The following is a 25,928-nucleotide window of genomic DNA, read 5'->3' on the forward strand; positions in this document are numbered from 1 at the left end:
CTTGCCATACAGGCTATCATACCCGCCCCTCAACGTAAATTCGAAATATGTATAGTCCACTAATCAAGATGAAGATTTATGCGAAAAACATTGTTACAGGTTTTTACACAAGAATATGGACTTGACACGCTACGTGCCCAAAAGAAGCCCCAAAACTGAAAAACGGTCACGTAGACAAGCTATACGTGCCCAAACGAGGCCTTCAACCTGAAAAACGGTCACGTAGCCTGGCGCTACGTGCCCAAAAGAAGCCCCAAAACTGAAAAACGGTCACATAGACAAGCTATACGTGCCCAAATGAGGCCTTCAACCCGAAGAACGGTCACGTAGCCAGGCGCTACGTGCCCAAAAGAAGCCCCAAAACCGAAAAACGGTCACATAGACAAGCTATACGTGCCCAAATGAGGCCTTCAACCTGAAAAACGGTCACATAGCCAGCCTCTATGAACCCAAACGAGGCTTCAAACCCAAAAAAAGGCAGTATAGCCAGTCGCTATGTGCCCAAAAGGGAATGCAAAGCAAAAAAATGGGCATTTAATCGGGGCAAATCACTAACAAAGAGGTCAGACCCCAAAGTCTGACCTCTTTTGCGTTCTAATTAGTCTACATTCGCAGCTCGATGGGCGAGTCTGCTTGAGGCCGCTGCGGCAATCGCACCGACTAAATCGTCTAAAAATGTATGGCATTCTCCAGTGGATTTATCGTTAAGCTTTTGAAGTATCCCTGGTTTTTGCTTATCTATAAAACCGTAATTGGTAAAGCCGATTGAGCCGTAAACATTTACGATTGAAAAAGCAAGGATTTCATCAACACCATATAGACCTTCATCAGTCTCAATAAGCTGCTGAAGTGGGCTGTCTAACAGCTTTTTCTCAGCGAGAACATCGAGCTGAATCCCCGTTAATATAGCATTTTGAACCTCGCGCTTTGCAAGTACCCTTTCGACGTTATGAAGACAATCCTTCATGTCTAAGTTTGGGTGGTATTTTTCTTGGAGGTAATAGACTAATTTTGCAATATCTTCTAATTCAACTCCTCTTTCATTCAACATTTTGAGAGCAGTTTTATCTGACATTTTTACGATTTTGATTTCTTCCTCCATGTGCTCACCTTTTCTATTTATTTTTCTCTATCCAGCTTCAGCACCAAGCGTATAGTGTACTTCGCCAGTCTTCACCGCAACGATTGCGTCAACATCGAATCGCATGCGCTCTTCGTGTTTCCTTTATCTCAGTCGAAGTGCTCCAGCCCACCAAACATCGCTAAACAGGCGCTTCCGCTTTTAATAATATATATACTCCGTTTTTTGAAAATATGCTCCTATAATACATGCTTCATCTTCATGTTTTCCTATAAAAATTTGCTTATTCATTACTAATGATAAGTTACAAACAAGTTTTTGGCAAAAAATTCATATATGTATATAAGGGAAAAGCCATGAGGAGGGGATTCTAAAATGATACAGGAATGGCTTGAACATCACTATGGAATCAAGGCTGAGGAAGAGATTTCAATTGGACATTACTCTGGATGTAAACGAGGTGACCAGCTTTACTTTCTTATACATCCGGTTAAACAAGAACAAGAAGTAATTAATGAATTAAATGCAATTTCTGCACATTTAGTAACGACTGGCGATCGGAATGTGCCGATTTTTTATCCAGCTAAAAACGGAGAAATATTGAGTCAATGGAAGGATGAAAAAGCTTGTGTATTAGCCTTGAATGGTGGAATGAAGCGCCGGTCATATGCACAGTTAGGTCGTAAATTGGCAAAGTTCCATCAACGAGGTTTGACTTTGACAGTGCCGATTGAGAAGCTGAGCAGATTGGGTCAATGGAAGGATATTTGGGTAAAACGTTTAGAACAAATGGAAAAGGTCTGGCTTTCGATGATTTATCAATATCCAGAAAATGAATTTGAGCGATTGTTTTTAGAATCGTTTCCATATTATTGTGGTTTAGCTGAAAATGCGATTCAGTATTTAGTCGATACAGAGTTGGATGAGGCACCAACAAGCATTGATCATGGTACCGTCGCTCATGAACGATTTTCTGAAGGAACATGGGGAGAGGCGTCGCTATTTAAAAATCCGTTTGATTGGATACTCGATCACTTATCGCGAGATATAGCCGAGTGGACAAGGGAGCGTTATTTTCATAACAGCCAAACGTATCAGCCTGAATTAAGGCAATTCTTTTCTGAGTATCAAAGTAAAACGAGACTCTCGCCATTTTCTTGGCGATTATTATATGCACGCCTCTTGTTTCCGCTTCATTATTTTGAATGTGTCGAGGAGTATTATGTATCAAATTCTGAGCAGACTAAACATACGCTAGACGATAGACTGCAAAAAATTCTAAATCATTCTAGCGAGTACGAACAATTTTTGGCCAGCTTTTATGGGTTGGTCGAAGTCCCAATTCGTACCATGAAAATTCCTGAAATTGATTGGTTGAAGGGGATTTATTAATGAATGAACCGTATTGCTTTCATGGAAACCTTCTCTTGTAGTATATTAAAATAGTAAACATGATATACGGGAAATGAGGTAGACGATGAAACCTTACATTTTTATTACAAGAAAACTCCCTGAGAATGTTATTTCAAAATTGGATAATCGCTATACGATTAGTATGTGGGATAAGGAAGATGTGCCTGTGCCACGACAGCGATTATTGGATGAAGCGCAAAAGGCGGACGCGCTTTTGACGATGCTTTCTGATTCAATTGATGAGGAAGTAATTAAGGCTGGTTCAAACCTTAAGGTTATTGCTAATCTTGCTGTTGGATTTGATAATATCGACCTTGCAGCGGCAACGGAGCATGGTATTGCAGTTTGTAATACTCCAGATGTATTGACAGATACAACTGCTGATCTAACCTTTGGACTATTGATGGCAACAGCTAGACGTCTAGTTGAAGCGGCTGAGTTTGTCAAAGAAGGTAAGTGGCAAAGCTGGAGTCCATTACTGCTAGCTGGACATGATATCCACCACAAAACGATTGGTATCGTAGGTATGGGGAAAATTGGTGAAACAGTTGCTAAACGCGCTACCGGCTTTGATATGGAGATTTTGTACCACAACCGGACTCGGAAGCCTGAAGTGGAAGAGGCAATCGGGGCGCAATATGTTTCATTTGATGAGCTAGTTAAAAGATCCGACTTTATTGTTTGTTTAACGCCACTGACACATGAAACACGCAATTTGTTTACGGCTGATGTGTTTGCGAGTATGAAACGTTCAGCTATCTTTATTAATGCCTCACGTGGTCCAGTCGTTGACGAGGAAGCATTACTTGCTGCTTTAAAAAATAATACGATTGCCGGTGCTGGCTTAGATGTATTCACGATTGAACCAATTTCAGCAGATCATCCACTGTTAACATTACCAAATGTAGTGGCGCTTCCGCATATCGGTAGCTCAAGTGTTGAAACAAGAGAAACGATGATGGAATTGTGTCTAGAGAACATTGACAAGGTATTAACAGGAAATGACCCAATAACAGTGGTTAACAAAGATTGGAAATTACAATTGTCTCATTAAAAAATCTAAACCTGTGAACAAAAACTGCTCACAGGTTTTTTTACATCCAGCTGCAGGTGCCATCGGCTCGAGGTCACAAGCTTGTCTAGCTACAGCGGCTAGGAGCACGAGTCATAAGCCAAATCACTCCAAAGACTAACGTCTTTTGCGTGATTCGTCTTATGCCTACCGCTCCTGGTCAAGCCGCTTCCGCTTTTCGAACAATCCGCCCAGAAGGTAAGGTGCAACCTTCTGGGCGGCTCGTCTTGTGCTTGTCGCCGATAGGCAGGCACCTTCCGCTTTTTTTTACATAATGAATTGTTGGTTAATTCAAAATTTATTTATAATGAAAGCGGTTAATATGGAAAAAGGGGCAAAAAACTATTGTAAAATCTGAAAACTAGAAATATAATGTCTTTTATATGAATACAATTGTTCATTTAGAAAGAACATGTGGGCGGGGGGACTTAAGGAATGAAAGCAATTTCGATTGGCATGTTAGGTCTAGGTACGGTTGGTTCCGGTGTCGTAACGATTATTGAGAACCATCAAGATAAATTGATGCATCAGGTAGGTTGTCCTATTAAAATAAAGAAAATCCTCGTTAATAATATTAATAAACCAAGAGCGGTTGAAATTCCACAAGAGCTTTTAACAACGAACGCTAACGAGATTTTAGAGGATCCAGAAATAGATGTTGTGATCGAAGTAATGGGTGGAGTCGACCATACAAAAGGATATTTATTGAAGGCTCTTCAACAAAAAAAGCATGTTGTAACAGCAAATAAAGATTTAATGGCCGTATATGGAACTGAACTACATACTGTAGCTGCAGAGAACGGCTGTGATTTATTTTATGAAGCGAGCGTTGCCGGTGGTATCCCAATTCTCCGTAGTTTAGTAGATGGTTTAGCATCTGATCGTATTTTGAAAATGATGGGAATTGTTAACGGTACAACAAACTTCATTTTAACAAAAATGACGAAGCAAGGGGCAGCATATGCTGAAGTGCTAAAAGAAGCTCAGGAACTAGGGTTTGCAGAAGCTGATCCAACTTCTGATGTTGGAGGCTTAGACGCAGCTAGAAAAATGACTATTTTAGCGACACTAGGCTTTTCGATGAAGGTTGACCTCGACGATGTAAAGGTTCAAGGGATTACGCAAATCACGGAAGATGATTTAAAATATGCTAAACAATTAGGCTATACAATGAAGTTACTCGGCATTGCGAGTCGTGACGAAGATGATAAAGTGGAAGTGAGCGTTCAGCCAACACTTTTACCGGAAAATCATCCACTAGCATCCGTAAATGACGAATATAATGCAGTTTACGTATTCGGTGATGCTGTTGGAGAAACTATGTTTTATGGTCCTGGTGCAGGAAGTTTACCGACTGCAACATCGGTTGTGTCTGACCTCGTTGGCGTAATTAAGAACATGCGCCTTGGTGTCAATGGTCGCAGCGCAGTTACACCACAGTATCCTAAGAAATTGAAGAGCGCAGATGAAATTTTCTCAAAATACTTCTTGCGTCTTCATGTGTATGATGAAGTAGGTACATTTGCGGATATTACTGGAATATTCTCAAAACATAAGGTAAGCTTTGAGAAGATACTGCAAATGCCTTTAAAACGAAAAGAAACAGCAGAAATTGTCTTGGTTACGCATCACGCAAGCTTAAAAGACTATGAAGAGATACTAAATGAATTAAAGGATTTACCAGCAGTCAAAGAAATTAAATGTTCATATCGTGTGGAAAGAGGCGAAAGAGGATGAGATGGAAAGGTCTTATTGAAGAGTACAAGGAATTTTTACCAGTTACGGAAAACACTCCATTATTAACTTTAAACGAGGGGAATACACCGCTCATTAAATTGGAGAAAATTTCCGAAGAATTGGGGATTAACCTTTATGTGAAAACAGAAGGTGCTAACCCAACTGGCTCGTTCAAAGACCGTGGTATGGTGTTTGCCGTAGCAAAAGCAAAAGAAGACGGCGCAGACACAGTTATTTGTGCATCAACAGGAAATACTTCTGCAGCAGCAGCAGCTTATGCAACAAGAGCAGGAATGAAGTGTATCGTTGTTATTCCTGAAGGTAAAATTGCTCTTGGTAAGCTAGCTCAAGCCGTTATGTATGGTGCAGAAATTGTATCAATCGAAGGAAACTTTGACCAAGCGTTGGCAATGGTTCGCAAAATCAGCGAAACAGAACCGGTTGCGCTTGTTAACTCGGTCAATCCATATCGCTTAGAAGGCCAAAAAACAGGTGCATTTGAAGTATGTGACCAATTAGGTCAAGCACCGGATATTTTGGCAATTCCAGTTGGTAACGCTGGAAATATCAGCGCCTATTGGAAAGGCTTTAAAGAATATAACGAGAAAAAAGGTCATAACCTACCAAAAATGTTTGGGTTTGAAGCTGCTGGTGCAGCGGCGATTGTTCACAATCGTGTTTTCGAAAACCCTGAAACAATCGCAACAGCTATCCGTATCGGTAACCCTGCAAGCTGGGATTTAGCAGTAAACGCTGCGAAAGAATCAAACGGTCTAATTGATGAAGTAACTGACGAAGAAATCCTAACAGCATACCGTGCAATCGCTTCTAAAGAAGGCGTATTTGCAGAGCCAGGCTCAGCAGCATCTATCGCAGGTGTATTTAAAAAGGTTCAAAGTGGCGAGATTCCAAAGGGATCAACTGTTGTAGCAATATTGACTGGTAACGGCTTAAAGGATCCAGATACAGCGATCTCTGCAAGCCCAATCAAGCCGGTTTCACTTCCTAACGATGAAAAAGCTGTAGCGGAGTATATTAAGGGAGTTGTCCATCAATGAGTGAGGATGGCATGTTTTTGATCAAAGTCCCGGGCAGTTCGGCAAACCTCGGCCCGGGGTTTGATTCTATCGGTTTAGCTGTATCGGTTTACTTAACGATCACAGCTGAAAAGAGCGATAAATGGGAGGTAATCCCAGAAAGCAAAGAGCTTGCATGCTTCCCCTCAGATGAAACTAATTATATTTGTAAAATCGCGATTGATACCGCTGCTCAATTTGGAAAAATCATGCCTCCTTGCCGTTTGCGTGTCGATAGTGACATTCCTTTAGCAAGAGGGCTAGGCTCTAGTGCTTCCGCGATTGTGGCAGGAATTGAACTTGCCGATTGTATGTGCGACCTTAAGCTTTCACGTGAAGAGAAGCTTAAGATTGCTTCAGAAATCGAGGGCCATCCAGATAATGTCGGTCCATCTATTTACGGTGGGTTATTTATTGGTTATCAAACTGAAGCTGAGGTTCATAAAGCGGTATTTACTGACTTAAACTGTGACTTGGTAGTTGTTGTTCCAAGAGAAGAGTTGTTAACTAAGGCATCTCGTAATGTGCTGCCAGAACAGGTAGATTTTCCAGAGGCAGTAAAAGCAGGCGCAGTTGGGAATTTACTCGTTGCGGCCATTCTGAGTGGAAACTTTGAGCTTGCAGGTAAAATGATGAAGGCAGATCGCTATCATCAGCCATATCGCCGCACGCTCGTACCACATATGGCGGTAGTTGAAGAGCTCGCAGAAAATAATGGTGCTTTTGGTGCAGCGCTAAGTGGTGCAGGTCCTTCCATACTATGCTTTGCTCCGGTTGGAACTGGCGTAGCACTAGCGCAAGAATTGAGTTCAGCATTACCTGATATGGATGTACTTGAGCTTAAAATCGATAGCCTTGGAAGTTCTGTAAGTCTTGTTGAAACTTGCGAAAAAAATTAATTTCAGCATAATAAAAGGCCGAATTCTCTCACATATGAGTGAATTCGGCCATGTTTTTTATTTTGTTTAGTTGCGGCGTTTAGCAACTTGATTAGAATACTTGTTCGACTTCAACAACGCCTGGAACTTCTTCAAGTAATGCGCGTTCGATTCCAGCTTTTAAAGTGATAGTTGAGCTTGGGCAGCTACCGCAAGCACCAAGAAGACGTAATTTTACAACGCCATCTTCTACATCAACTAATTCACAGTCACCGCCATCGCGCAATAAGAATGGACGTAATTTATCTAATACTTCTTGAACTTGTGTTAACATATCTTGTTCTGACATTTAATCTACTCCTTTCTTCTTCTTATTATAATCACAACCAACGTAAAAATCTATTCAGAATCCTTAAATCTAACATAAAATGGTGAATAATATTAGAATATTATTAACGTGTTTACGTTTAAGAGAGGGTGAGGCGATTGGAAAAAGAAAGATTGGAAATTGTTGTCTATGGGGCCGAGCAAACTTGTGCTAGTTGTGTGGGTTTGCCCTCGTCAAAGGATACCATCGAATGGCTTGAAGCGGCAATAAGCAGAAAATTTCCCAATCAGCCATTTCAGGTTATTTATATCGATATATTTAATCCCCCAGAGGACCAAGATAGGCAGGCGTTTTCACAAAAAGTCATCGAAGAAGATCTGTTTTACCCAGTTGTTGTCATTGGTGATCAAATCGTTGGTGAAGGAAATCCGCGATTGAAGGCAATTTATGAAGTAATGGAGCAGCATGGATATCACGAGAGCTAAAAACTGGTGTTGGACAAATTCAAACTCGGAATGAGTTTACCTGGCGGAGGAAAAATGGTTCTAGGTAAATTCAAACCCCAAATAAATTTACCTGGCGGAAGAAAAATGGTTCTAGGTAAATTCAAACTCAAAATGAATTTACCTGGCGGAAGAAAAATGGTTCTAGGTAAATTCAAACTCAAAATGAATTTACCTGGGCCATGAAAAATGGTTCTAGGTAAATTCAAACTCAAAATGAATTTACCTGGCGGGAGAAAAATGGTTCTAGGTAAATTCAAACTCAAAATGAATTTACCTGGGCCATGAAAAATGGTTCTAGGTAAATTCAAACTCAAAATGAATTTACCTGGCGGAAGAAAAATGGTTCTAGGTAAATTCAAACTCAAAATGAATTTACCTGGGCCATGAAAAATGGTTCTTGGTAAATTCAAACTCAAAATGAATTTACCTGGCGGGAGAAAAATGGTTCTAGGTAAACTCAAACTCAAAATGAGTTTACCTGACGGAGGAAAAATGGTTCTAGGTAAATTCAAACTCTCTTTTGATAAAAAAGTACAACACAAAAAACCGCATGAAAGGAAAATCCCTTCATGCGGTATCAAGCAAAACAAATCAACCATTATGATATTTATAAACCCATAAAATACCGGATTTTAGTAATCTAGCTACACGACCTGTGATTGGGCGGTCAACGAGCATTCCGAAACCATGCTTTTTACCTAATGATCCAAGCACACCCTTAAGCTTAATTTCTGGGAATTCTGCTGGAGGCTCTTCGCCTGCCCAGCGTTTCTGTAAAACTTGAACGATTTGCTCGGCTTGTCCTTCTGCCAGCTGTGCACTAGGTGCGTGTGGCAGACTTGCGCAGTCACCAAGAACATAAACATGTTCGTTATTTGGAATGTTGTGCTGTGGAGTTAACACAACTCGACCTTGATTGTCTTTTTCAACATTTAGGTCGCGGACGACTTTAACTGGCTGAATTCCAGCTGTCCAGACGATGGCATCAAAAGACATTGGTGCATCATGATTGTATAAGACGTTTTCTTCTACTCTAGTTATATTGGCATTATTAATAATATCAACGCCATTAGTATCAAACCAGTTTTCTACATACGTACTTAATTTTTCAGGGAATGACGATAAAATATAGTTCCCGCGGTCAAATAGTTTAATTTTTAAATCCTTACGGCTCTCGTTTAGTTCACTTGCTAATTCCACGCCGCTTAAGCCAGCTCCAACAATTGCCACAACTGAGCCAGAAGGTAGATTGTTTAGGGCTTGATAAGTGTTGCGCGCATTTTCGATATTTTGAATGCTGTAGGTGAATTCATTCGCACCAGGAACATTATGGTATTTATCTTCACAGCCGAGACCGATGATTAAATCATCGTAGCTGAGTGTATCTTGATTTTCTAGTGAAATTGTTTTTTCATCTAGATTTATAGAATCGATTTCACCGTAAACTAGTTTTAATCCTGGTTGGGATGGAAAAGGTACACGTACATGCTGGTCGGAAATAGTACCTGCTGCTAATGCGTAAAATTCTGTTTTTAGACAATGATATGGATTTCTGTCAACGAGTGTAACTGTCATATCTTCTGGTAAATTGTTAGGTAATAAGCGTTGGATAATACGCATTCCGCCGTATCCGCCACCAAGTATAACTAGATTTTTCATTCAATATTTCCCCTTTTCCCCATTTTTCTGCAGCTATCTTTAACTGCTTTCTCTATCTATCTCTAATTCTAAATTGGCAATATCTTCTGTGTAATCTTGGCATGTTAGTAGGGCCATTTTCCATAACACTAAAGCTTGGCCGAATCACTAAAGACTTATAATACAGGAAAAATTGTATATTTCGACATATGTAAACACTTAACAGTATAACTAAGTTGTCACAAAATCTCAACATTTTCAGGGCGAAATCCTTACAAATCTTTCGACTTCGGTAATTGACGATAATTGTGAAGTAAAGTAGGATAAAACAGTTAGAAGAGTGAGGTGAGGGATATATGATTAAGCCATTGATCGAGTTTTGCATCGGCAACTTAGTAAATGGATCCCAAAAAGTTTTCGAAGAGCTTCAAAAGGACCCAAATCTTGATGTAATAGAATATGGGTGTATGAGTTTTTGTGGAATTTGTGAATCGACACTTTTTGCAGTAGTAAACGGCGAAATCGTTAAAGGATCTACAGCTGAAGAGCTAACTGACAATATATATCAGTATTTAGATGATAACCCTATGTTTTAATTGAAAATGTAGTCCGAATCGGAATCGTTGAACCATTTTGTATTGGTGTATATACTAATAACAAACGAGTTCCGAGAAAGGTGGGATAAGGATGGAACAAATTATCACCATTACCGAAGCTGCCGCATTGCAAATTAAACATATGGCAGAGCAAAATGAAGAAGTAGGAGCTTTTCTACGTGTGGCTGTAAAAGGTGGAGGCTGTAGCGGGTTATCTTATGGCATGGGCTTTGACCATGAAGTTGCTGAAGGTGATCAATCGTTTGAACAGCATGGCATTAAGATTTTAATTGACGCCGAAAGCCAACCGATTTTAAAAGGCACTGTTATTGATTATAAAGAATCCATGATGGGCGGAGGATTTACCATTGATAATCCGAACGCGATCGCATCATGTGGTTGCGGTTCATCATTCCGTACGGCAACAGAAACTGGTACTCCTGAGGAGTGCTAATCATAACAAAAAGCAAAGTGACTCAACGCTCACTTTGCTTTTTTATTGTCTTGAAATTGCCACCCTTGTTTTCTATTTGAACATTGAAGAGCTATGTGAAGGTTGAACTCTTGCTTTTGGGTCGATGTAGTTTTTGGCGATGTTCACTGCGATAGGTGCTTCGCCAAATCCACAGGCAATCAATTTTACTTTTCCATCATAAGTACAAATATCACCAGCTGCATAAATACCGGCCACATTTGTTTCCATCCTAGAATTTACAACAATCGAATTTTTATCAACCTTTAACCCCCATTCCTTGATTGGACCAAGGGATGAAACGAAGCCGTAGTTGACGATGACTGCATCAACATCGATTGTTTCAAGAGATTCGTCATTAACATTTTTTATTACAACTTGCTTAATACCGGTTTCATCACCAATTAATTCCTTTGGAACGAATGGAGTTTTCATATAAGCCTTTGAATTTTGAAGGTTTTCAACACTGTGCTCATGCGCTCGAAACTTATCCCGACGATGTACGATTGTTACTTTTTCGGCGATTGGCTCAAGCATCAGTGTCCAATCAACCGCTGAATCACCGCCACCAAATACAACTACCTTTTTCCCTGCAAATTGATTTAGATCATCGATAAAATAATGAAGGTTACTCGATTCATATTTTACCGCACTTTCTAATTCCAACCGACGTGGTTGGAAAGCGCCATTGCCAGCAGTGATGATGACGGTTTTTGTATAATGAACTTCTTTGTTAGTTGTTAATTTAAATGTTCCATCATCTTGCTTCTCAACCTTCTCAACGGCTTGTTCCAAGACTACTGATGGATTGAATTTGACCATTTGCACTTTAAGATTGTTAACCAGTTCTTGAGCCCGTACTTTTGGAAATCCAGCTACATCATATATGTATTTTTCCGGATATAGTGCAGCTAATTGTCCGCCTAGCTGTGGCAAGCTTTCAATAATTTTCACACTTGCCTGTCTCATGCCACCATAAAATGCGGTAAACAATCCGATTGGTCCGCCGCCAATGATTGTAATATCATATACTTGCTGATCTTCCTTCACTCGATAACCCCCAAACTAATTTGATAAAACTTTTTGTATAGTTTATTATTATAGTCTAACTATTCTGAAAAATCGTGAAATAATTGGATCTTTTATGGCTTTTTATTTCGTAAAAATTAGACATATATTTTAAAAGAAATTTTTGCACTTGAAAATGCTACATAAATAGAATATTATTACATAGAGATAATGTTAATTTTTTGTGACATTTTTCTAACGATTTTTTGTCAATATAAGTGAAGTACATCACAAACTTCACTTGCATAAATAGTATGGATTAAACAAGCAAAGACAATAAACATAGAAAATTAAAGAAATTATTTCGAAAAGGTGGATGGATTACTTTGAGTAAGGCGAAGGTAGTAGTATTAGGGGCAGGCTACGGTGGCTTAATGACAGTAACGAGATTACAGAAAATGCTAGGGGTTAACGAAGCGGATGTCACATTAGTGAACAAGCATGATTATCACTATGAAACCACTTGGTTACATGAAGCTAGTGCGGGAACTCTACACCATGATCGTGTTCGTTATCCAATTAATAACGTTATCGACCGTAGTAAGGTTGAATTTGTACAAGACACTGCTGTTGAGATTAATACAGCTGACAAGAAAGTTGTTTTGGAAAACGGTGAGCTTAACTATGATTATCTAGTTGTAGCACTTGGTGGCGAATCAGAAACATTTGGTATCAAAGGCTTAAAAGAATATGCATTCTCTATTGTTAACGTGAATGCAGCTAGACAAATTCGTGAGCACATTGAGCTTCAATTTGCAACATATAGCTCTGAAGAAGAAAAGAATGACGATCGTTTAACGATTGTTGTCGGTGGTGCAGGATTTACTGGAATTGAATTCCTTGGTGAGATGGGAAATCGTATTCCTGAATTATGCCGTGAGTATGATGTTGATCAAAGCAAAGTGAAATTAATTTGTGTCGAGGCTGCACCAATGGTGTTACCTGGATTTGATCCTGAGCTAGTAAGCTATGCGGTTGCTGCACTTGAGAAAAAAGGTGTAGAATTCCGCATCGGTACGGCGATTAAAGAATGTACTCCAGAAGGAATCATCGTTGCTAAAGGCGAGAATGATACCGAAGAAATTAAAGCAGGCACTGTTGTTTGGGCCGCGGGTGTTAGAGGTAACTCTATCATTGAAAAATCAGGAATTGAATCTATGCGCGGTCGAGTAAAAGTTCAGCCTGATTTAAGAGCACCAGGAAGTGATCATCTTTTCGTCATCGGTGACTGCTCATTAATGATCAATGAAGAAATCAATCGCCCATACCCACCAACTGCACAAATTGCGATGCAGCAAGGTGAATGCTGCGCAAGAAACATCACTTCATTAATTAGAGGCAAGGCTGATTTAGAAGCATTCAAGCCGGATATTAAAGGTTCTGTTTGTTCACTTGGACATGACGATGCAATCGGCTTAGTTTTTGGTAAGAAATTAGTAGGCTCTAAAGCATCATTTATGAAGAAAATGGTTGACAACCGTGCTTTATTATTGATTGGTGGAGCTTCACTCGTCATGAAAAAAGGTAAATTTAACGTCTTGTAATTTGTAAATAATAATGGCAACCCAATTTTGTTTATATAACCAAATTGGGTTGTTTTTTTGTTTTCGCTTTTCATTGTCTAGCTGCAGCGGCTAGGGGCTCGGGGTCACAAGCCAATCAGTCCAGAAGGTCAAAGAACGACCTTCTAGCCTGCTCGTCTTGTGCCTGTCGCCCCTGACCAAGCCGCTTCCGCTTTTCATTGTCTAGCTGCAGCGGCTAGGGGCTCGGGGTCTTAAGCCAATCCGTCCAAAAGGTTAAAGAACAACCTTTCGGCCGGCTCGTCTTGTGCTTGTCGCCGATAAGCGGGCGCCTTCCGCTTTTCATTGTCTAGCTGCAGCGGCTAGCCCCTCGAGGTCTTAAGCCAATCCGTCCAAAAGGTTAAAGAACAACCTTTCGGCCGGCTCGTCTTAAGCTTGTCGGGGCTGACCAAGCCGCTTCCGCTTTTCTCAGAAAAGTGAAAAAGTAGTCGAAAAATCGTCGCGAAAAAGCACGAATGGATTGACTACCTCTGCTAAGTTGAGTACACTTTTAAATGAAGTGTTAGGGGGAGGGAGCTTGATGGAACTTACCATCGTTACGCTTATTATTTCAATGCTTTTATTTTTCGTGTTATTTTTTGGTATCGGTTTCCTTTTAAACATGCTACTAAGAATGACATGGATTATGGCAGTTGTATATCCATTTATTGCTATTTTCATAGTAGATAAGGTTCGCTTTATTGAATACTTCCAAAATAGTAAGGAAGCATTTGCTGAGTTAGGTGAATTAATGAGCGGTTTAGCACCAGCGGACATGCTGATTTTAGTGAGCGGCTTGGCTGGAGCCATTTTAGCAGGAGTTACTATGAAACTATTACGCAAAAAAGGCTATGCCATGTTTTAATTTGTTAAAATTGAATATTGATCGATATAGAAATATCCACAGTATCCTCACTGTGGTTTTTTTATTTCTCCCATAAGTCTTGAAAAATTTTAATTGAATACTTCATGCATAATTCTCGGTGCCCTGGGAATGAATAGATTTGGGAGGATTGAATAGATTTATGACTAAAAAACTTAAAAAATGGACGAGACGAATTGTTATGTCTGGTTTATTTTTTGCAGCATTAATGACAACATACCAGGCGATTTCTGGTGTGGAAGTTGGCAAGATTTTTGCGCACATCGCAACATCAATCGGGCAATATGTTGAAACAAAAGTATCAGCCGAGGGACCTTCGACATTGGAAGAGTCAGTAGATTGGTCTAAATATCCGAAAAAAACTGTCGTTGCAACCGGATATACTGCAGGCTATGAATCGACTGGGAAAAATCCGGGACATCCAGAGTTCGGGATTACCTATTCTGGAGTGAAGGTAAAGCGCGACTTGTTCTCAACAGTTGCGGCTGATTTGAGCGTCTTTCCAATTGGGACAATATTGTTTATTCCCGGCTATGGGTATGGCGTCGTTGCTGATAAGGGCGGTGCGATTAAAGGTAATGAGGTTGACCTTTACTTCGACACGGTGGATGAAGTATATAACCAATGGGGTAAACGTACCTTAGATGTTTATATTGTTGAGATTGGGGCAGGCTCCTTGACCGAAAATATGCTGACTGAGCTAAATGAAAATGAAGCGATGCAAGTGTTTCGCCAGCAAATCATATCAACAGAATAATAAAAGGGAAAGCAGCTATAATCGCAAATTACACATGAAAAAACGGGCGAATCCACGTGTGGTATTCGCCCTGTTTATATGTAAAAATGATGATTTGTTTAGATGAAATAATAAATGACAAATGTAAGGACAATCCCGGTTAATCCTCCAAAAAAGACTTCGATTGGCTTATGGCCAAGCAGCTCCTTTAATTCCTTCCGTTTTTCCTTTTCAGGCTTTTGTGTCCAATGCTTAGCTTCCTCAATAATTTTATTAAAGTCAGCGACAAGCTGGTTTAGGACAATTGCCTGTTCACCGGCTTGCCTGCGGACCCCAGTGGCATCAAACATGGTGATGATGGCGAACAAGGCAGATACGGCGAAAATCGGTGAATCCAATCCTGCCTCTAATGCGACGCCAGTAGATAAAGCGGTAACGGCAGCAGAATGAGAGCTCGGCATCCCGCCAGTGCTTGTTAATAACGACCAATTAATTTGCTTCGTTGCCAGAAATTGAATCGGAACCTTGACAAATTGGGCGAAAAAAATCGCCGCAATCGCTGACCAAAACGGAAAATTTGTGAGCATATCCATAAGGGACTCCCCCTTTTCAAAATCAGATTAACTTCGGTTTTCCACTTGCATTATACGACTTTGCCAACATCCGCATTTCCACTTGCGTTGTACAACTTTGCCAACATTTGGTTTGCGCTTTCTATATCTTATTATCCTTCAAATTTGCATTTTATGCCATTGATAACGTAGTATAATATTGGAAAAAAACGGTAACAACATTAGTTATTTTAAGAATGAGCATAAAAGGCCTCAAGAAATTTAATATTTCGATATAATAGTGATATTAACAGTTGGAGGTGCATTACATGTTTCAAATAAAGACAAACTGGGATTTACAAGCTAGCCATGCCGGATTAATTATTGGTGTATATGATCGGCCAGCAAAGCTTGAAGGATTTTTAGCAGAAGTGGATCAGGCCTTTGATGGTCATCTTACAGAACTGTTTAAAAATAATGAGATATCCGGAAAACGAAAAGAGATAACGGTCATCCATACATTAGGAAAATTCAACATAAAAAAATTAATATTTGTTGGTTTAGGCAAGGAAAAGCAAAGCAATTTTGAAAATATCCGCGAAGTTTTTGGTCACGCTTTTAAGATGCTTCAAAAACAGAAATACACCGAGCTGGCTGTTGCATTAGATTCCTTCGTCAGAGGAGATGTTGAAATTCTTGATTTAGCTCATGCCCTTGGTGAAGGCTTTACGCTTGCTACATACCGATTTGAAGGCTATAAGCAAAAGTCTAATGAGCCTGAAAAACAAATAAATTCAATTACGATTTATTCCGAATTGGCAGATCCAGAGGAAATTAACGCAGCTGTAACAGTTGGAGCTGTTTACGGGCAAGGCACAAATTCTGCACGTACCTTAGTTAATTTACCGGGAAATATGCTCACAGCAACTGACATGGCAAATTATGCTGAAGAGCTCGCGGCAAGGTACGGTTTTGAGCTTGAAATCTTAGAAAGAGAAGACATGGAAAGGCTCGGCATGGGAGCGCTGCTTGCTGTTAATCAAGGCTCAGAGCAGCCACCGAAAATGATTGTGCTCAAATACGATGGAAAAGACGAATGGACCGATGTAATTGGCCTTGTAGGAAAAGGGATTACCTTCGATACAGGTGGTTATTCGCTCAAAACGAAGGACGGAATCGTCGGCATGAAAACCGATATGGGTGGAGCTGCAGCAGTCCTTGGTGCAATGGAAATCATCGGCGAACTGCGTCCGGAACAAAATGTGGTGGCAGTCATTCCATCAACAGATAATATGATTAGCGGGGGAGCGCTCAAGCCGGACGATGTGATTACTTCTATGAGCGGGAAAACGATTGAAGTGTTAAACACAGATGCAGAAGGCAGATTAGTTTTGGCTGATGCTGTTACCTACGCCAAGCATCACGGTGCAAATTACCTTATCGATGTTGCGACACTGACAGGAGGCGTAATCGTTGCGCTTGGTGAAGATACAACGGGGGCTTTAACCAATCATGAAGGCCTGTTTGAACAAGTGCTCGAGTCGGCGTACGAAGCTGGTGAGCAAATGTGGAGATTACCGATTTTTCCAAAGGATAAGGAACGAGTCCGAAACAGCAAAATCGCTGATTTGAACAATTCTCCAGGTCGGGAAGGTCATGCGATTATGGGTGGAGCGTTTGTTGGTGAATTTGCTGAGGATACACCTTGGGTTCATTTAGATATTGCTGGAACATCTGTAACAAAACGCGACTATGATCTTGGACCATCGGGGGCGACGGGGGCAATGACTAGAACATTAGCGTTGTTAGTGGAAAGATTTGAACCGATGAAATAAGGCCCATAACGGCGTTTGCCCATTCCTTTTGTTTCCTTTTTGCATATGAAATAGTGTAGGGCAGCGTATGTAAAAAGAAATAGGAGGTAGGCAGAATGAATGATTTTCGTCGTCCACGACCACGGCCATACGGATATGGGAGAAGACCATATGGAAGACCGTTCGGTGGTTTTGGTTATGGTTTAGGAGGTCCGTTTGTTGGTGGAGTATTAGGTGGATTGTTAGGTAGCCAGTTGTTATATCCTCGTCCATATTATCCTTATCCACCATATCCGTACTATCCGCCGTATTATCCATATTATTAAAATCAAGAAGAGCTAGCTTATGAGGGAGATGAATTTTTCCTTCCAAGCTAGCTCTTTGTTTATATTTTCTTACTTGTGTTTTTTCATTATTTCACTGAAAATAAACATACAAAGGTCATTATATATTTTATTATGAAATTTTCTCGGACCTCCAGCTCAATCGGAGCATTTGAAAGGAGGAAATACAAATGGACATGGATTTAATATTACAAGTAACTGAGAAATACGGGTATTTAGGACTATTTTTATGGCTCTGGCTTGGAATATTTGGAATTCCCATCCCTAATGAAGTAATTGGGATGACGATTGGTTTCCTTTCATTTGAGCAAGTCCTTCACCCTGTAGTCGCATTCATCGTTACGTATAGTGGAATTGTTTGCGCGTTAACAACGTGTTATGTGATAGGTCGCTTCGTCGGCAGACCATTGCTTCATTTTTTCGAGAATAGAAAAAGGCTATCGCGTAAAATCGATCGTTCGTTTAAGCTGATTGAACGTTATCACGGTTTTTCGCTGTCATTGAGTTATTTCTTGCCGGGATTCCGCAACTTAGTGCCGTTTTTATACGGCGTCAGCAGGTATTCCTTTAAATCATTTATGATTTTTTCATATAGCGGCGCGTTAATTTGGCTCAGTATTACCTTTTCAATTGGTTATTGGTTTAATGATAAAATGGACTTGGTCCTTTTGTATGGTAATGAGCTATTATTTGGACTTGCCACGGTGGTTTGCATCGTAATCATATTAAGACTAATCCGTAGAAAGTTGCTAAGAAAATATAGAACATTACGGGGGCACGGGCCGCACGCATAAAATTTGCCATAAGGAGAAAATAGCATGGATTTTAGTAAAACCTTAATGGGTGCATTAGGTATAGAGATTACGGGAGTTGAAAATGGTGCTGTAACTGCAACCATGCCTGTTGATGAGCGAACAAGGCAGCCGATGGGATTTTTGCATGGTGGAGCCTCGGTGGCTTTAGCCGAGACAGTTGCCAGTTTAGGTGCCTATTCGCTGGTTGACCAAGAAACGGAAGCAGTAGTGGGTCTTGAAATCAACGCCAATCATCTGAAGGCGAAAAGGGATGGGCTTGTAACGGCAATTGGAACGTTATTACATCGCGGTAAAACGACGATGGTTTGGGACGTGAAAATAACAGATGAAGCAGGTCAACTCATTTGCATTTCCCGCTGTACCGTTGCCGTTATTAAATTGAAAAAATAATGAAAATGCTGCCAAAATAATATTTTGGTGGCATTTATTTTTTAAAAGAGATAGCATATTAAGATTTGAATAAAAATTTAAAAAATTAACGTAGTTCATGTTATAATAAAAGCAAATATTTTGAATGTAGTGATTGCAAATGAAAGCAGGTGAATTAATGAGGGATAGTCATCAATATTTATTTATTGATTTTGAATTTACAATGCCTGAAAGAAGTGAAAGATTTCGTGGTTTTTTTCCAGAAATTATTGAGGCAGGGATTGTTTCAGTAAATGGTGATCAAATTAATGAACAATTTTCCTCATTTGTTACTCCTGTCCGTTTTCCTATATTAAGCGAGCGCTGTAAATCTTTCCTTCACATTTCACAAAAGCAGGTTGATCAAGGGATATCTTTTAAGGATCTGGTCAAAAAGATGCATGACTTAAACGGAATCTTTCCAACGACCATCATCACATGGGGAAATATGGATATGAGAGTGCTTCGTCAAAACTGTCAGCGTAATGATGTGCCATTTCCTTTCAATGGGAAAGAAATTGATCTATCGATGGAATATAAACGATTCTTCGGCGATCAAAATCAAACCGGGTTATGGAAGGCAGTCCAGGAATACGGCAAAGAAGGAACCGGAAAACACCATCGGGCTCTAGACGATGCATTGACAACTTATAATATTTTCAAGCTTGTTGAAAAGGATAAAAAGTACTTAGAAAGACCAAAGCCACCAACTATTGGTGACCGCGTCGATTTTTCGCAGCTATTTAATAAATTCGCATGAAAAGCCAAATCAATTTAAACTGATTTGGCTTTTCATTTTGATATTTAACGGTCCAATGGAACAAAACACCGCTCAAAAACCATCGAAGTGTCCCATAGAGAGGCTCTATGGAACAAAAACCAGCTAAAAAACCACCGAAGTGTCTCATAGAGAGGTCCAATGGAACAAAAGTCGGCTAAAAAACCCCTGAAGTGTCTCATAGAGAGGTCCAATGGAACAAAAGTCGGCTAAAAAACCCCTGAAGTGTCTCATAGAGAGGTCCAATGGAACAAAAGTCGGCTTAAAAACCATCGAAGTGTCCCATAGAGAGGTCCAATGGAACAAAAGTCGGCTAAAAAACCCCTGAAGTGTCTCATAGAGAGGTCCAATGGAACAAAAGTCAGCTAAAAAACCCCTGAAGTGTCTCATAGAGAGGTCCTATGGGACAAAACACGGCTTAAAAACCATCAAAGTGTCTCATAGAGAGGTCCAATGGAACAAAAGTCGGCTTAAAAACCATCAAAGTGTCTCATAGAGAGGTCCAATGGAACAAAAGTCGGCTTAAAATGATCTTCAATCCAAAAAGGAATTCCAGTAATCACCAAAAACCACATAGTAGCAAATATTATTTAAAATATTCCCCTTCTAATTCCTCAACTAGTTTTAAGCTTTGCTCGGCCCATGGGGTAGCCATTTCCGTTAATTCCTGTTTCATCTTGGCAATTGCTTCTTTCAAAGACTCAACATATTCGGGAATTTCAGCATCATAAAGCTTTACCATTTGTTTTGGAACATTGGCCTGTTCACGGTGTGCAAGGGCGCGACGTTGGTGGAAAAAGCCGACATCAGCATCCTTTGGATTGTGCAAGTCCCCCTGCATCGGGTGCTTTAAAACGGCGAGCATCCGAACTAAATAGGCTTGAGGTCTAATATCGGTAATTTCACCTATGTATTTTCCAGTTTTATATATGGCAGTTACGTGATCGCCAACCTTTAATTCACTCATTATAACTCCTCCTAACTTGAAATTGGATTCCATATTCATTATGGTTATAATATTAAAAACAAATCAACTTTTAAAAGGAGAAAATATGAAAATCAGAGTATTATTCCTTGTCACAACGCTTATATTTCTTTTAGCAGCATGTGGAACAAACAATGATAATGCCGACACCAATGATACACAAAACGGCAACGAAGCGACAGACTCCACCAAAGACCAGGAGCAGGATGAAAATCGCGAATATCCGCAGCTTTCCAGTGAAGTGGGCGAAGACGAAGTACTCGTTGAAATGGAAACAACAATGGGTATGATAAAAATCAAGCTATTCCCTAAATATGCCCCAAAAACGGTCGAGAATTTCATCAAGCATAGTAAAGATGGTTATTATGATGGAGTCATCTTTCACCGCGTCATTAACGATTTTATGATTCAAGGTGGAGATCCGACTGGTACCGGACGTGGCGGTGAAAGTATTTATGGTGATAAATTTGAAGATGAATTTTCTGAAAGTCTATACAATATTCGCGGTGCGCTTTCAATGGCAAATGCCGGTGCGGATACAAATGCAAGCCAATTTTTCATAGTCCAAAATGCAAAATTAGATAAAGATTCAGAGGAATACATTGAATCAAATGACTATCCAAACGAGATTCGCGACGCTTATCAAAAGGGCGGCACCCCTTGGCTTGATTTTAAACATACCGTGTTTGGACAAGTCATTCAGGGCATGGATGTAGTCGATAAAATCGCCAATGTAAAGACAGGTGCACAGGATAAGCCAGTAGAGGAAGTATCAATTAAAAAAATTACTGTTAAAGAATAATCATCCGGAGCTTCAGATCGATTGGATTTCAATAGTATCACTATTGAAATGTTGTTAACCAAACATATTGGTTGACGAAGTTTGATGAGTCCTTGCTATAATAGGACAAGGGGAACCTGCCTTTCATTAACGGCAGAAGGGGGAAAAACATGTTTGAGCAGTATGTGTTAGCGCTATTTCTTTACTTTCCGGAGGATAAATCGGAATATATTCCGGCAGCGATTTCGGGTACTATTTTCTTAATTGCGGCAATCTTCACGATGCGCTTTATTATTAAAGTTTCGAAAAAGCAAGAAGAAAAAGCCAAAAAGTTAGAAGAACAAATTGACCAACAAACGATGACAAAAGGGAGCTAATAAGCTTCCTTTTTTTTGTTATATAAACCAACCTCTTTTAAGGAATAATAAACCGTAAATTCCGATTCGGGAGGTTTCCAAAATGGGGAAGAATCAATTTCGCTTTTTCCTAGCGCTGGTGTTTCTATTTTTAATTATGGCTGGCTGTCACAAGGAAAACCCAACAAAGCTTGATGTAATTCTGGTCGATAGTGAAAATAAATCAATTGGCAAAATTCAACTTCAGGAGCAAGCAAGTGGAGTTAAACTGACTCTCGACTTAAAGGGATTACCGCCGGGAGTGCACGGGCTTCATATTCACGATAAAGGGGACTGTAACCCACCACAATTTAAATCAGCTGGGCAGCATTTAAATCCCGGAAAGCAAAAGCATGGTTTATTACATCCAAAGGGAGCACATACAGGCGACTTGCCTAATATCATCGTCGGGGAAGATGGGAAAGTAAAAGGAGAGATTATGGCAGCGAAGGCCACGCTCCTCGAAGGTCGAAATTCCCTGTTTACAAAAGACGGAACAACAATTGTTATTACTGATGAAAAAGATGATGGCATGACCCAGCCAGACGGAGATTCAGGTGAGCGAATTGCCTGTGGAAGAATTTCAAAGGACAAAAAATAATGAAAATAGCGAGTGAGGGTTATCGAAACCTTCACTCGTTTTTTTATGTGTTTCTATAAATTCTATTTTGGACGGAATTGAACATATAAACACCTTATGATTAAGAAGAATGAACACACGTCACACAATAAAATGATTACGTAAACGAGCTCTATGTGCCCGAACTGAAGCTTCAAACCAAAAAACGGTCACGTAAACGAGCTCTATGTGCCCAAACCGAAGCTTCAAAGCAAAAAACGGTACGTAAACGAGCTCTATGTGCCCAAACTGATGCACCAAACACAAAAACGGTCACATAGACGAGCTCTACGTGCCCGAACCGAAGCTTCAAACACCAAAATGGTCACGTAAACGAACTCTACGTGCCCAAAGCGAAGCACCAAATCAAAAAATGGTCACATAAACGAGCTCTATGTGCCCAAACTGATGCACCAAACACAAAAACGGTCACATAGACGAGCACTACGTGCCCAAAGCGAAGCACCAAACACCAAAATGGTCACATAAACGAGCTCTACGTGCCCAAACCGAAGCTTCAAACACCAAAATGGTCACGTAAACGAACTCTACGTGCCCAAAGCGAAGCACCAAACATCAAAACGGTCACATAGACGAGCTCTACGTGCCCAAAGCGAAGCACCAAACACCAAAATGGTCACATAAACGAGCTCTACGTGCCCAAACCGAAGCTTCAAACACCAAAATGGTCACGTAAACGAACTCTACGTGCCCAAAGCGAAGCACCAAACATCAAAACGGTCACATAGACGAGCTCTACGTGCCCAAACTGAAGCTTCAAACCAAAAAACGGGAACATAAAGAATTGCATGAACGCCCCATGAGTTCAAAACTCCACAAAAATTGACAAGCAGTGAACTCATGAGCGCCCCATGAGTTCATAACACCATCAAAAATGACAAGAAGTGAACGCATGAGAGCCCCATGAGTTCATAACACCATCAAAAATGACAAGAAGTGAACGCATGAGAGCCCCATGAGTTCATAACACTATCAAAAATGACAAGAAGTGAACGCATGAGCACTTCATGAGTTCAATCCTCAATCAAAAATGACAAGAAGTAAACGCATGAGCACCCCATGAGTTCAAAACTCCATCAAAATTATAAAGAAATGAACGCATGAGCCGCTGCACTATGAGTTCACTAATCCGCATACGAACTAATTTCCCAAACCAAAAATCACTCAAACGACATCTGCAACCGCTTCAAGCCTTCCAACAGAATTTCTTGAGGGCAGGCAAGATTCATCCGCACGAAGCCTTCGCCGCCAGGGCCATATTTCGGACCCGGTTCAAGTGCTAACTTTCCAACATTCAACAGACGATCTTTGATTTCCTGGTCAGACAATCCTAGGCCTCGGCAATCAATCCAAAGCAAATACGTCCCTTCAGGATTCACAACAGAGATTTGCGGGATTTTTTCAGCAATAAACCGTTTGGCAATCGCAATATTCTCAGCCAAATACTCAAGCAGTTCTTCGAGCCACTCTTCGCCATAGCGATAGGCAGCCTCCATGCCAACAATCCCAAACACATTCAGAGAAAAGGCACCTTGAGAATGCATCACTTCACCAATAGCATTACGCCATTTCGGATTGGGTGTTACTAGAGCACTTGCTTGAAGCCCCGCGATATTAAAGGTTTTAGTCGGAGCAATAAGCGTAATGACTTGCTGCTCAAGTTCCTTGCTCAATGAAGCGACTGGGATATGACGGGCAGGCTTAAAGACTAAGTCGGAATGAATTTCGTCTGCTAAAATAACGCAGTTATATTTTACGCAAAGCTCACCCATTTTCAGTAGTTCTGCTTCACTCCAAACACGACCACCTGGATTGTGTGGGTTGCACAACAAAAAGAGCTTTACCCCTTCCTGTAACCGTTCCTCAAAATCTGCAAAATCAATCTCGTAGCTTTGATCCTTAAGGACTAGTTGTGAATTTACGACCTCACGATTATTGCGTTTAACCATATCAAAAAATGGTGTATAGACTGGTGATTGAACCATCACTTTGTCACCGGGCTCAGTTAATGCTCTAATGACAATGCTGATGGATGGGACAACACCAGATGAATATTGGAGCCACGACGGATTAATCTTCCATTGATGACGGCGCTCAAGCCATTTCGCGATAGCCTCACCTGTTGAAGGAGGAATAAATGTATAGCCAAAAATGCCGTGTTCCATTCTGTTTTTGATGGCCTCAGTCACCTTAGTAGGTGGCTGAAAATCCATATCGGCGACCCACATCGGCAGTAATTCGTCTTTGCCGTATACGAGCTTGGTCATTTCCCATTTTACCGATGCAGTATTGCTTCTATCGAAAACTTGATTAAATTCACTTGCAGCCACATCTCCACCACCTTAGCTGAATTAATATAAAACATATAATCATATTAAAGGAAACGAACAAAATTTGCCCACTAAGAGCTTTTATTTAGGAAATCCTTAATATGATTGTAAACAAGGTCTGGCTTTTCTTCTGGAACCAAATGGCCTGTTTCGGCGAGAACGATTAGCTCTGAGTTGGTTAAGTCCTGATGAAGGCGACGTCCGACTGAAACAGGAACAACTCGATCATGCTCGCCCCAAATTAACAGACTGTCCGTGGTGATTTTTGCTAAAATTTCACTTGATAGTTCCTCTTCGCGGTCCCTGACGAGCTTCGTTAAGCCGCGGAAAATATCTTCATTTAAAAATGGTTCCATATATCCATTCATCATTTCTTCATTAATCATATTTTGATTGTAAACAACATTTTGTAGGTTATTTAATAATCCTGATTTAGCTAACCATCTTTTGACGATGATCGGAAAAAACGGGAGATAGCTTGAATACCTGATTGCGCGATGGGCGGGCTTTAAATAGCTTGAACTCCCTAGTAGAACCAGGCTTTCGATGAAATCAGGTCGTTGATACGCCATATGTAAGCTAATTTGTCCGCCCATTGAATGTCCGACTAAAATCACCTGGTCAAGCTTAAGGATATTCAATAAGTTTATGAACGTGCTCGCGATATTTTCATATGTATAAATAAACTTTTTTGTTTTTCCGCTTTTTCCGAACGGTGGGAAATCGACAAGCAATACATTGTAATCTTGATTCAGAAAGGGCGTAAGTCGTCTAAAGCTAAAGGATGATGACAGAAACCCGTGAATGAGGACCATCGTTTTTTGGGCTGAAGCGCTTTGATGAAATTCATAATAAACATTGATACCATTCACTTCTTTCACATCTACTACCATCCGATAATCCCTCACTTATGAATTAATCCAACTTACCGAGTTTTATTTTTACCTATTTTAAAATTATTCACACATCTGTGTGCTAATTTTGGTAAAATTAAAAAATGAACTTACTATTCTAAAAACAAAAAAGTATTTTACATTTTAATCT

At 40.2% G+C, this 25,928-nt stretch carries 27 protein-coding genes and 1 pseudogene; 19 read left to right on the forward strand and 9 right to left on the reverse strand.

Annotated elements, in window-relative coordinates:
- Window positions 1-598: 598 nt before the first annotated feature.
- Window positions 599-1,075: a phosphatidylglycerophosphatase A family protein gene (locus FXW34_RS17255; protein WP_425457447.1), complete on the reverse strand. Its 477-nt coding sequence runs from the start codon at window positions 1,073-1,075 to the stop codon at window positions 599-601.
- 381 nt (window positions 1,076-1,456) lie between these two features.
- Here FXW34_RS17255 and yutH point away from each other — a divergent pair, with 381 nt between their 5' ends.
- From yutH to thrB, 5 genes are all read left to right on the forward strand, one after another.
- The gene (gene yutH / locus FXW34_RS17260) at window positions 1,457-2,473 is read left to right on the forward strand and encodes a spore coat putative kinase YutH (protein ID WP_147535302.1); all 1,017 of its coding nucleotides are present in this window, start codon (window positions 1,457-1,459) and stop codon (window positions 2,471-2,473) included.
- A gap of 85 nt (window positions 2,474-2,558) precedes the next feature.
- Entirely contained in the window at window positions 2,559-3,548 is a 990-nt protein-coding gene (locus FXW34_RS17265) for a 2-hydroxyacid dehydrogenase (protein ID WP_147535303.1), read from the forward strand.
- A gap of 453 nt (window positions 3,549-4,001) precedes the next feature.
- Window positions 4,002-5,303 (forward strand): homoserine dehydrogenase, encoded by a 1,302-nt coding sequence (locus tag FXW34_RS17270; protein WP_147535304.1) that lies wholly within the window; start codon window positions 4,002-4,004, stop codon window positions 5,301-5,303.
- Window positions 5,300-6,361: a threonine synthase gene (thrC, locus tag FXW34_RS17275; protein ID WP_147535305.1), complete on the forward strand. Its 1,062-nt coding sequence runs from the start codon at window positions 5,300-5,302 to the stop codon at window positions 6,359-6,361. Before FXW34_RS17270 ends, thrC begins: the two co-directional genes overlap by 4 nt.
- Window positions 6,358-7,278, forward strand: coding sequence for a homoserine kinase (thrB, locus tag FXW34_RS17280; RefSeq protein WP_147535306.1), 921 nt, complete (start codon window positions 6,358-6,360; stop codon window positions 7,276-7,278). The genes thrC and thrB overlap by 4 nt, the downstream gene beginning before the upstream one ends.
- Before the next feature lie 91 nt (window positions 7,279-7,369).
- On the opposite strand, the pseudogene FXW34_RS17285 reads toward thrB, so the two are convergent.
- Window positions 7,370-7,660 (reverse strand): annotated as a pseudogene (locus FXW34_RS17285) (NifU family protein).
- 83 nt (window positions 7,661-7,743) lie between these two features.
- Between FXW34_RS17285 and FXW34_RS17290 the strand changes: the two are divergent.
- Window positions 7,744-8,070: a YuzD family protein gene (locus tag FXW34_RS17290; protein WP_147535308.1), complete on the forward strand. Its 327-nt coding sequence runs from the start codon at window positions 7,744-7,746 to the stop codon at window positions 8,068-8,070.
- Between the two features lie 612 nt (window positions 8,071-8,682).
- Here FXW34_RS17290 and FXW34_RS17295 read toward each other — a convergent pair.
- On the reverse strand, window positions 8,683-9,750 hold the full coding sequence (locus tag FXW34_RS17295; RefSeq protein ID WP_147535309.1) for an NAD(P)/FAD-dependent oxidoreductase: 1,068 nt from the start codon (window positions 9,748-9,750) through the stop codon (window positions 8,683-8,685).
- A gap of 335 nt (window positions 9,751-10,085) precedes the next feature.
- Here FXW34_RS17295 and FXW34_RS17300 point away from each other — a divergent pair, with 335 nt between their 5' ends.
- Window positions 10,086-10,325, forward strand: a complete 240-nt coding sequence (locus tag FXW34_RS17300) for a YuzB family protein (RefSeq protein ID WP_147535310.1) — start codon at window positions 10,086-10,088, stop codon at window positions 10,323-10,325.
- Between the two features lie 91 nt (window positions 10,326-10,416).
- On the forward strand, window positions 10,417-10,779 hold the full coding sequence (locus tag FXW34_RS17305) for a HesB/IscA family protein (protein ID WP_147535311.1): 363 nt from the start codon (window positions 10,417-10,419) through the stop codon (window positions 10,777-10,779).
- Between the two features lie 72 nt (window positions 10,780-10,851).
- On the opposite strand, the gene FXW34_RS17310 is transcribed toward FXW34_RS17305, so the two are convergent.
- A complete protein-coding gene (locus FXW34_RS17310; RefSeq protein WP_147535312.1) occupies window positions 10,852-11,847 on the reverse strand; it encodes an NAD(P)/FAD-dependent oxidoreductase in 996 nt (331 codons plus the stop codon).
- Window positions 11,848-12,191: 344 nt separating this feature from the next.
- Here FXW34_RS17310 and FXW34_RS17315 point away from each other — a divergent pair, with 344 nt between their 5' ends.
- From FXW34_RS17315 to FXW34_RS17325, 3 genes are all read left to right on the forward strand, one after another.
- Window positions 12,192-13,409 (forward strand): NAD(P)/FAD-dependent oxidoreductase, encoded by a 1,218-nt coding sequence (locus FXW34_RS17315; protein ID WP_147535313.1) that lies wholly within the window; start codon window positions 12,192-12,194, stop codon window positions 13,407-13,409.
- Window positions 13,410-13,965: 556 nt separating this feature from the next.
- On the forward strand, window positions 13,966-14,289 hold the full coding sequence (locus FXW34_RS17320; RefSeq protein WP_147535314.1) for a YuiB family protein: 324 nt from the start codon (window positions 13,966-13,968) through the stop codon (window positions 14,287-14,289).
- A 160-nt stretch (window positions 14,290-14,449) separates the two neighbouring features.
- The gene (locus FXW34_RS17325) at window positions 14,450-15,064 is read left to right on the forward strand and encodes a 3D domain-containing protein (protein ID WP_147535315.1); all 615 of its coding nucleotides are present in this window, start codon (window positions 14,450-14,452) and stop codon (window positions 15,062-15,064) included.
- A 98-nt stretch (window positions 15,065-15,162) separates the two neighbouring features.
- Here FXW34_RS17325 and FXW34_RS17330 read toward each other — a convergent pair whose 3' ends face one another.
- Window positions 15,163-15,636 carry a divergent PAP2 family protein gene (locus FXW34_RS17330; protein WP_147535316.1) on the reverse strand — a complete coding sequence of 158 codons (474 nt, stop codon included), beginning with the start codon at window positions 15,634-15,636 and terminating at the stop codon, window positions 15,163-15,165.
- Between the two features lie 287 nt (window positions 15,637-15,923).
- On the opposite strand from FXW34_RS17330, the gene FXW34_RS17335 reads away from it, so the two are divergent.
- The 5 genes from FXW34_RS17335 (at window position 15,924) to kapD (ending at window position 19,735) form a co-directional block, all read left to right on the forward strand.
- On the forward strand, window positions 15,924-17,429 hold the full coding sequence (locus FXW34_RS17335) for a leucyl aminopeptidase (protein ID WP_147535317.1): 1,506 nt from the start codon (window positions 15,924-15,926) through the stop codon (window positions 17,427-17,429).
- Window positions 17,430-17,524: 95 nt separating this feature from the next.
- Window positions 17,525-17,734: a hypothetical protein gene (locus FXW34_RS17340; protein ID WP_147535318.1), complete on the forward strand. Its 210-nt coding sequence runs from the start codon at window positions 17,525-17,527 to the stop codon at window positions 17,732-17,734.
- Between the two features lie 188 nt (window positions 17,735-17,922).
- The gene (locus tag FXW34_RS17345; RefSeq protein ID WP_147535319.1) at window positions 17,923-18,546 is read left to right on the forward strand and encodes a DedA family protein; all 624 of its coding nucleotides are present in this window, start codon (window positions 17,923-17,925) and stop codon (window positions 18,544-18,546) included.
- Between the two features lie 24 nt (window positions 18,547-18,570).
- Window positions 18,571-18,957 (forward strand): PaaI family thioesterase, encoded by a 387-nt coding sequence (locus FXW34_RS17350; RefSeq protein WP_147535320.1) that lies wholly within the window; start codon window positions 18,571-18,573, stop codon window positions 18,955-18,957.
- Between the two features lie 157 nt (window positions 18,958-19,114).
- On the forward strand, window positions 19,115-19,735 hold the full coding sequence (gene kapD / locus FXW34_RS17355; protein ID WP_147535321.1) for a 3'-5' exonuclease KapD: 621 nt from the start codon (window positions 19,115-19,117) through the stop codon (window positions 19,733-19,735).
- Between the two features lie 604 nt (window positions 19,736-20,339).
- Here kapD and kapB read toward each other — a convergent pair.
- Complete coding sequence (gene kapB / locus FXW34_RS17360; RefSeq protein WP_147535322.1) at window positions 20,340-20,720, reverse strand: kinase-associated lipoprotein KapB; 381 nt, start codon at window positions 20,718-20,720, stop codon at window positions 20,340-20,342.
- Between the two features lie 85 nt (window positions 20,721-20,805).
- On the opposite strand from kapB, the gene FXW34_RS17365 reads away from it, so the two are divergent.
- The 3 genes from FXW34_RS17365 to FXW34_RS17375 all read left to right on the forward strand — a co-directional run bounded on the left by FXW34_RS17365 (window position 20,806) and on the right by FXW34_RS17375 (window position 22,515).
- Complete coding sequence (locus FXW34_RS17365; protein ID WP_147535323.1) at window positions 20,806-21,540, forward strand: peptidylprolyl isomerase; 735 nt, start codon at window positions 20,806-20,808, stop codon at window positions 21,538-21,540.
- 149 nt (window positions 21,541-21,689) lie between these two features.
- Window positions 21,690-21,896 carry a hypothetical protein gene (locus tag FXW34_RS17370; RefSeq protein ID WP_147535324.1) on the forward strand — a complete coding sequence of 69 codons (207 nt, stop codon included), beginning with the start codon at window positions 21,690-21,692 and terminating at the stop codon, window positions 21,894-21,896.
- A gap of 82 nt (window positions 21,897-21,978) precedes the next feature.
- Window positions 21,979-22,515, forward strand: a complete 537-nt coding sequence (locus tag FXW34_RS17375) for a superoxide dismutase family protein (RefSeq protein WP_147535325.1) — start codon at window positions 21,979-21,981, stop codon at window positions 22,513-22,515.
- Between the two features lie 691 nt (window positions 22,516-23,206).
- Here FXW34_RS17375 and FXW34_RS23045 read toward each other — a convergent pair.
- From FXW34_RS23045 to FXW34_RS17385, 3 genes are all read right to left on the reverse strand, one after another.
- A complete protein-coding gene (locus FXW34_RS23045) occupies window positions 23,207-23,344 on the reverse strand; it encodes a hypothetical protein (RefSeq protein ID WP_187119009.1) in 138 nt (45 codons plus the stop codon).
- A 370-nt stretch (window positions 23,345-23,714) separates the two neighbouring features.
- Window positions 23,715-24,884, reverse strand: coding sequence for a MalY/PatB family protein (locus FXW34_RS17380; RefSeq protein ID WP_147535326.1), 1,170 nt, complete (start codon window positions 24,882-24,884; stop codon window positions 23,715-23,717).
- A gap of 71 nt (window positions 24,885-24,955) precedes the next feature.
- Window positions 24,956-25,777 (reverse strand): alpha/beta fold hydrolase, encoded by an 822-nt coding sequence (locus FXW34_RS17385; protein WP_147535327.1) that lies wholly within the window; start codon window positions 25,775-25,777, stop codon window positions 24,956-24,958.
- Window positions 25,778-25,928 lie beyond the last annotated feature (151 nt).

This window comes from Bacillus marasmi, from assembly GCF_902168435.1.
GTDB lineage: Bacteria > Bacillota > Bacilli > Bacillales > Cytobacillaceae > Bacillus_BU > Bacillus_BU marasmi.